7 protein-coding genes are annotated in these 7,135 nt (G+C 45.1%); all 7 read right to left on the reverse strand.

From position 1 onward, the window contains the following. Window positions 1-54: 54 nt before the first annotated feature. Window positions 55-846 (reverse strand): tryptophan synthase subunit alpha, encoded by a 792-nt coding sequence (gene trpA / locus PLE34_RS21250; RefSeq protein WP_324560449.1) that lies wholly within the window; start codon window positions 844-846, stop codon window positions 55-57. A gap of 67 nt (window positions 847-913) precedes the next feature. Then, entirely contained in the window at window positions 914-2,137 is a 1,224-nt protein-coding gene (gene trpB, locus PLE34_RS21255; protein ID WP_324560451.1) for a tryptophan synthase subunit beta, read from the reverse strand. Between the two features lie 94 nt (window positions 2,138-2,231). Next, window positions 2,232-2,864: a phosphoribosylanthranilate isomerase gene (locus PLE34_RS21260; protein WP_324560454.1), complete on the reverse strand. Its 633-nt coding sequence runs from the start codon at window positions 2,862-2,864 to the stop codon at window positions 2,232-2,234. Between the two features lie 5 nt (window positions 2,865-2,869). Further along, window positions 2,870-3,652, reverse strand: coding sequence for an indole-3-glycerol phosphate synthase TrpC (gene trpC / locus PLE34_RS21265; protein WP_324560457.1), 783 nt, complete (start codon window positions 3,650-3,652; stop codon window positions 2,870-2,872). A gap of 159 nt (window positions 3,653-3,811) precedes the next feature. Continuing rightward, entirely contained in the window at window positions 3,812-4,804 is a 993-nt protein-coding gene (trpD, locus tag PLE34_RS21270; protein ID WP_324560460.1) for an anthranilate phosphoribosyltransferase, read from the reverse strand. A gap of 50 nt (window positions 4,805-4,854) precedes the next feature. Next, window positions 4,855-5,445 (reverse strand): anthranilate synthase component II, encoded by a 591-nt coding sequence (locus PLE34_RS21275; protein ID WP_324560463.1) that lies wholly within the window; start codon window positions 5,443-5,445, stop codon window positions 4,855-4,857. 99 nt (window positions 5,446-5,544) lie between these two features. Further along, window positions 5,545-6,981: an anthranilate synthase component I family protein gene (locus tag PLE34_RS21280; protein WP_324560466.1), complete on the reverse strand. Its 1,437-nt coding sequence runs from the start codon at window positions 6,979-6,981 to the stop codon at window positions 5,545-5,547. Window positions 6,982-7,135: the final 154 nt, after the last annotated feature.

A 7,135-nucleotide genomic window follows, 5' to 3' on the forward strand; every position in this document is an offset into this window, starting at 1 on the left:
AGAGCATCAGTTTCCCAAACTGAAGGCCGCGGGTTCGAATCCCGTTTTCCGCTCTTATTTTAATATCGTTTCCAGAAACTTTTTTGTTGTTGTTTCCACATCCGGGTTTTCATTCAGGGCTTTTATATAGGCGCTCCCGATAATCGCTCCATTAGCATACTTGCATGCTGATTCAAAGGTGGCTTTATCTTTTATTCCAAAGCCCACCAACACAGGGTTTCTCAATTGCATGTGCTGCAGCTTTTGCAGGTACAGCTCCACATCCGAAAAGTTTTTATCCTTACCGGTAGTAGACGAAGAAGAAACCGCGTAAATAAATCCCGTGCTCAGGGCATCAATCCTTCTTACTCTTTCTTCCGAGGTTTCGGGCGTTACCAAAAAAATAAAGTCTAACCCGTATTTCCTGATCACCGGGCCGTATTCGGTTTCAAACTCCCGAATGGGCAGGTCGGGCAATATCAACCCTTCCACTCCTGCCGCCGAGGCATCGGCACAAAACTTTTCAAAGCCATACTGTAAAACAGGATTCATATACCCCATCAGGATTACAGGAACGGTTATGCCGGCGCTATAATTACTATGGATTTGCCGCATCGTCTTCAATTGCTCAAACAAAACCTTTATCGTCATGCCGTTTTGCAACGCCACGCCGCCGCTCTCCTGTATAACCGGGCCGTCAGCCAACGGGTCGCTGTAAGGCATACCCAGTTCAATGATATCAGCGCCATTGTCCTGCAAAGCCTTCATTACCTTTAATGTGCTATCCAGGTGCGGATAACCTGCAGTGCAATAGATATTCAGCACTTTGCTGCTTTTCATTGCAAATATTTCCTGTATTCTGCTCATGTTGTGTATCCTAAAAAATATACTGTTATTTTTTGCCAAAACTTACTTACCACTTACTACTTACCCCTCATTCCCCTTCCATCGCTTTCATATACGCCGCCATATCCTTATCTCCCCTGCCGCTCAAACAAACCACTACGGTATCCTTTGACGTTAGGTTCAGTTGATCCAGTCCGGCTATGGCATGCGCGCTTTCCAATGCGGGTATAATGCCTTCCAGCCGGGTTAGCTCAAAAGCTGCGTCTATAGCTTCCTTATCCGTAGCGCTTAAAAATAATGCCCTGCCCGTTTCAAACAAATGCGCATGCAAAGGTCCAATGCCGGGGTAGTCTAATCCGGCTGAAATACTGTGTGGCTCCACAACCTGCCCGTCTTCGGTTTGCATTACGAGGCTTTTGCTCCCATGCAAAACACCCGGCTTGCCCAATTGCGTGGTAGCAGCGCTCATGCCGCTCAGTACCCCGCAGCCTGCCGCTTCTACAGCAACTAATTGCACGGCAAAATCTTCAAGGTAATGATAAAACGCACCTGCCGCATTACTGCCACCGCCCACACAGGCAACTACGTGCGTAGGCAACTCACTGCCGGTATGCTCCTTTAACTGCCAGCGCATTTCTTCGCTGATAATGCTCTGGAACCTTGCCACCATATCGGGATAAGGATGCGGACCTACCACGCTGCCAATAATATAATGCGTATCTACCGGGTTGTTGATCCAGTCGCGGATCGCTTCATTGGTAGCATCTTTTAACGTTTTACTGCCACTGGTGGCGGGTATAACCGTGGCGCCCAGCATCTTCATACGTGCCACATTCGGCGCCTGCCTTTCAATATCTTTTTCACCCATATACACCACGCATTGCATATTCATTAATGCGCATACGGTTGCTGTAGCCACACCATGCTGACCAGCGCCTGTTTCGGCTATAATGCGATGCTTACCCAGCCGCCTCGCCAGAAGCAACTGCCCGATGGTATTATTGATCTTATGTGCACCGGTATGATTGAGGTCTTCTCTTTTCAGGAAGATAGTGGCGCCATGCTTTTCGCTCAGCCTTTTAGCGTGATATAACGGTGAAGGACGCCCTACATAATCTTTCAGCAGGGCCCTGAACGCTTCCTGAAAATCTTTTTCATACATTATTTTCAGGTAACTGTTTTTCAGCTCCTCCACGTTGGGGTACAACATTTCAGGAATATATGCACCACCGAACCCTCCATAGTAGCCAAAGATATCCGGCTGCTCAAATGTGCCTTTATACTTGGCAAGGGCTATTGTTCTGTTGATCATTGCACACTTATTTAAATTAATTCAAAGTTGTAAACTTTGAAGAACATAGGAGTACGAAGTCCGGAGACTTCGTACAGCAGCCATCGTAAAACAGTTACCTCAGTGCTTCCACAAATTTTCTAACTTTCTCCATATCTTTTACCCCGGGACTGCTTTCTAATTTACTGTTCACATCCACCGCAAAAAGATTGGCGCCATGCTTACCGGCAGCAAACAACCGCAATGCTTCCGCATCTTCTATACCAATGCCACCGCTCAGCAAAAAAGGTTTTTTAATATGCGCATTATCTAATATGTGCCAGTCAAATTTCTTTCCGCTGCCTCCATAATTAAACCAATCCGTATCAAATAAAAAAAGATCACTTACGTTCCTGTACTCCCTTATCTTCCAGTCTATATTATCCCCTTCTTTGATCCGGAATACTTTTATCGTGGGCACCTGTTCGCTTATTCTTTCACATAGCCTGGGCGATTCATCGCCATGCAACTGCGCCATATACAATCCATATTCCTCCACATAGCCCATCACCTCATCATATCCCGCATTCACAAAAACACCTACTTTATTGATCTTTAGTTTCGCCTTTTTTAATGCTTCCCCGTCAATACGTCCTACCACATACCGCGGCGATTTATGGTAAAAAATAAATCCCGCGAATTCAACGCCCATTCCATCCAGTTCATGTACCTGGCTTAGCTGTGTGTTTCCACAAACTTTTATACGCATAGCGTTTAACTTTTAAGTTGTTCGGCAAATGCGGCAAAAGCAATCGCTGGGTCTGGCGCTTTCATAAAATTCTCGCCAATTAAAAACCCTTTATAACCATGTCGCTTCAGTTCTTTTATCGTTTCTATATTACTTATCCCACTTTCGGAGATCTTTATTTTATCAGCCGGTATTAAACCGCCCAGGTACACCGATGTATCAATGCTTACTTCAAAGGTTTTGAGGTTACGGTTATTAACACCAACAATATCCACTTCATCGCAAACATGTTCCAGCTCCTCCTCATTATGTATTTCAAGCAATACTTCCAGTCCCATGTTTTTAGCGGTTGCGGCTAACGCTTTTACCTGCGCCGGTGTTAAATTAGCGGCAATCAGCAGGATCACATCCGCCCCAACTGACTTTGCTTCCGCCACCTGGTAGGCATCAATCATAAAATCTTTCCGCAAAACAGGGATGTCGTTTGTCCTGGCCTTGGTCAGATCATCCAAACTCCCGCCAAAAAATTTTTCATCCGTTAAAACAGACAATCCTGAAGCGCCATGCTGCGCGTATGCAGTAGTAACAATAAAAGGATCTGCATTCGCATTGATCCATCCTTTAGACGGCGACTTCTTTTTAAACTCCGCTATGATGCCGGTTTTAGTTTCGTCTGCTAAAAATTTCCGCAACGAAAAAGTGGGCTTTGAAAACCATTCCGTCTTCTCTAAAACCGCTACCGGCCTTTGCCGTTTGCGTTCAGCTACTTCAATTTTCTTTTGAGCGATTATTGTTTCTAAAATGTTCATATAAGGTTTCAGGTTACAAGTTGCAGGTCTCAAGGTGCAGGTACAGCTTTTCACTTCTCTCTCTTCTCACCACTCACCACTCACTTCTCATATTTCTCTTCCTCCTTCCTTAAACCTACGAGGTTTTCCTACTCTGCAAACCCCATGGGTTCGGGTTCTTCACTGCAATGCCTGCAGCTTCTTCAGCGCTCCAAAGGCTCTTCCGCTTTCCAGGCTTTCTACCGCTGCAAGATACGCATCATTATAGCTCGTATAAGCGCCTGTGCAATGCAATGCCATTGCCGCATTAGCCAGCACCACGGCATTTTGCGCCCAGGTACCCTCACCCTTTATAATGTTTACAAACAATTTGGCAGCCTCCTCAACGGTACTGCCGCCATAAATATCGGAGGCAGACACCATACGTTTTCCCAATTGCACCGGTGTCATAATATATTCACCTTCCCTGGTAATTACCTTGGTATCGTTAGTGAGGGATATTTCATCATAGCCGTCAAGACTATGGATAATGGTGAACGCTTTACCGGTTTGCTGCAACAGGTAATTGTATATCCGCGCCATTTCTAAGTTGTACACACCCACCAGTTGAAAAGCAGGCTTCGCCGGGTTGACCATTGGTCCCAGCATATTGAAAAAAGTACGGATAGCTAAATTTTTACGGATAGCGCCAACAGCTTTTAACGCGGGATGAAAAAGCGGTGCATGTAAAAAGCAGATATCCGCCTCCGCCACTTCTTTTTCCAGTTGGCCGGCATCTGATTTGAACCGGTAACCCAGCTGTTCCATTACATTGGAGGCGCCGCTAACCGATGTAGCGCCATAATTACCATGCTTAACCACTTTCTGACCGGCGCCGGCAACAATAAAGCAGGAGAGTGTTGAAATATTAAACGTGTTTTTACCATCGCCGCCGGTGCCCACAATATCGGTTGCCTTATAATCGTCCAAAGGAACCGGCACACACAATGCCAACAGCGCATCCGAAAAGCCCTGCAGCTCTTCAATGGTTATAGTACGCATAAGGTATACCGTTACGAACGCAGTTACCTCGCTTTCATTATACACGCCTTTGGAAATATTCACCAGCACTTCTTTGGCCTGCTGCCGCGAAAGCGTTTTGTATTCAAACAGGTATTGTAATATTTTTTTCATGCCCTATCCCCAAAAGGGAATTTTTGATTGTTGAATTAAGTTTATACTATTTACCCTTTATTATTTCCCGGAGTGCTTAACCAGTTCCGCATGATCTTTTCCCCATCGGGTGTTAATACACTTTCAGGATGAAACTGAACACCCTGTACATCGTATTGCTTATGCCGCAAAGCCATTATATAATTATTTTCGTCTCTTGCCGTTACTTCCAGTTGCTCAGGGAAGTCCTCATCACCCACTATCCAGCTATGGTAGCGTCCTACCTCAATAACAGCAGGCAAGCCGGCAAATAAAGCAGGCTCCTTATCTGTATACAAACTCACAGGGCCGGATACGCCATGGTACACCGTACTTAAATTAACCAGCCTGCCGCCAAAAGCCTCCGCAATGGCCTGGTGCCCCAAACATACGCCCAGTATAGATTTTGAAGCTGCATACTGCCTGATCAACGGCAGTAGCAACCCCGCTTCTTCAGGTAATCCCGGTCCGGGGGAAAGAATGATCTTATCGTATTCATTTACTTTATCAAGACTAACCTGGTCATTGCGGTACACATCTACTTTCTGGTGCAATATCTTTTCCACCAGGTGAACCAGGTTATACGTGAAGGAATCATAATTATCAAAAACCAATATTTTCATGCCTGTTATTTGTAGTTTGCAGTTTATAGTTTATCGTTTGTTTACTTTCACATCTTCCTCACCTTGTATCCTGTAACTTGTAACTTTCTTCTTTCCCACTTAAATCCCTTCCGCCATCTCCACGGCTTTTTTCAAAGCGTTTAATTTATTATTCACTTCCTGCAATTCACTTTCGGGGTTGGATGCCGCTACTATACCTGCTCCCGCCTGTGAAATCAGCGTATTGTTCTTACTTAAAAAAGTACGGATCATAATAGCATGATTGCAACTGCCGTTGAAACCCACAAAGCCAATAGCGCCTCCATAATAGCTTCTTGAGGTGGGTTCATACGCGTCAATGAGCTGCATGGCTTTAAATTTGGGAGCGCCGCTTAAGGTGCCTGCCGGAAAAGTGGTGGCCAATAAATGAAAGGGATTGGTTCCCGCCTTTACATTACCGGTTACTTCACTTACCAGGTGAATAACGTGCGAGTAATACTGCACCTGCCGGTAATGCTTCACCTTTACTTCATCACAGAGCCGGCTCAGGTCGTTCCTTGCCAGATCAACCAGCATAACGTGTTCGGCATTTTCCTTGGGGTCATGTAATAGCTTGTCGGCCATTTGCTGATCGGTTTCATCATCACCGCTTCTTTTAAATGTACCGGCAATAGGATGTACTACGGCTTTGCCGTTTTTAATGATCAACTGACTTTCGGGAGAAGAGCCCATCAGCCGGTAGTCGCCATAATCGAAATAAAAAAGATAAGGAGAGGGATTAATATTCCGGAGGGCACGGTATACATTAAATTCATCGCCGGTAAAGCCCCGGGCAAAGCGCCTGCTCAGCACAATCTGGAATACATCACCCCTATAGCAACTCTGTATTCCCTTTTGCACCATTTGGCGGTAGTCTTCATCCGTCATGTTAGACGTTTCTGTTCCGTTTGCCCTGAATGGAAACACGGGCACATCTTTACTCCTGATCAGCGACTCTACCATTTCCACATCACTGCTTATTCCGGGAATACCATTTTCGCAGAGATACATTTCATTTTTAAAATGATTGATAGCAATAACATATTGATACAGGCGGTAACGCATAAGCGGTATGGAAGCAAAAGCCGGGTGACCGCCAGTTGCATCAGCAGTACGGTTGGTAAAAGTAATGGTATCAAAAAACTGAACGGCATCAAAGGTGGTGTAACCATATAGTCCCTGCACAGAAGCAACGATCTTATCTGCAGAAGGTTCAACATCAAAGCGCTGCATAAAATCCCATAGCATACCGGGCACTTCAGCCGGGTTGTTTACGGGGATCTGTTCCGGCTGCTGACCCGGCAACTTAAACTCTATTGAGCGATGGCTGGTAATTTCCATACCTGCGATAGCATTGATGCAGATAAAGGAAAAACTATTTTCTGCGGCATGATAGTCGGTGCTCTCCAGCAATATGGTATCACGAAAGCGGTCTCTTACCCTTAAGTAAATGCCCACCGGCGTATACACATCGGAAAGCATTTTTTTAAACCGCGTTTTTATTTCAATTTTTTTCATAACTGCCTTGTTCCATTTTCATAAAAAAACCCCGGTGATTACCGGGGCCTGAATATTGTACTATACGAACATACGATAACAGCATTACAAGCCCCAAAGAGAGTTTGTATGCCACCACCAGTATTTATTTGTATTATTTTTCATGATTGAGGCA

It is taken from the genome of Agriterribacter sp. (assembly GCF_035445465.1).
Taxonomy (GTDB): Bacteria; Bacteroidota; Bacteroidia; order Chitinophagales; family Chitinophagaceae; genus Agriterribacter.

Coding starts and splice junctions, on each gene's coding strand:
- trpA (WP_324560449.1), bottom strand. CDS start 846: ATGAGCAGAATACAGGAAATATTTGCAATGAAAAGCAGCAAAGTGCTG.
- trpB (WP_324560451.1), bottom strand. CDS start 2,137: ATGATCAACAGAACAATAGCCCTTGCCAAGTATAAAGGCACATTTGAG.
- PLE34_RS21260 (WP_324560454.1), bottom strand. CDS start 2,864: ATGCGTATAAAAGTTTGTGGAAACACACAGCTAAGCCAGGTACATGAA.
- trpC (WP_324560457.1), bottom strand. CDS start 3,652: ATGAACATTTTAGAAACAATAATCGCTCAAAAGAAAATTGAAGTAGCT.
- trpD (WP_324560460.1), bottom strand. CDS start 4,804: ATGAAAAAAATATTACAATACCTGTTTGAATACAAAACGCTTTCGCGG.
- PLE34_RS21275 (WP_324560463.1), bottom strand. CDS start 5,445: ATGAAAATATTGGTTTTTGATAATTATGATTCCTTCACGTATAACCTG.
- PLE34_RS21280 (WP_324560466.1), bottom strand. CDS start 6,981: ATGAAAAAAATTGAAATAAAAACGCGGTTTAAAAAAATGCTTTCCGAT.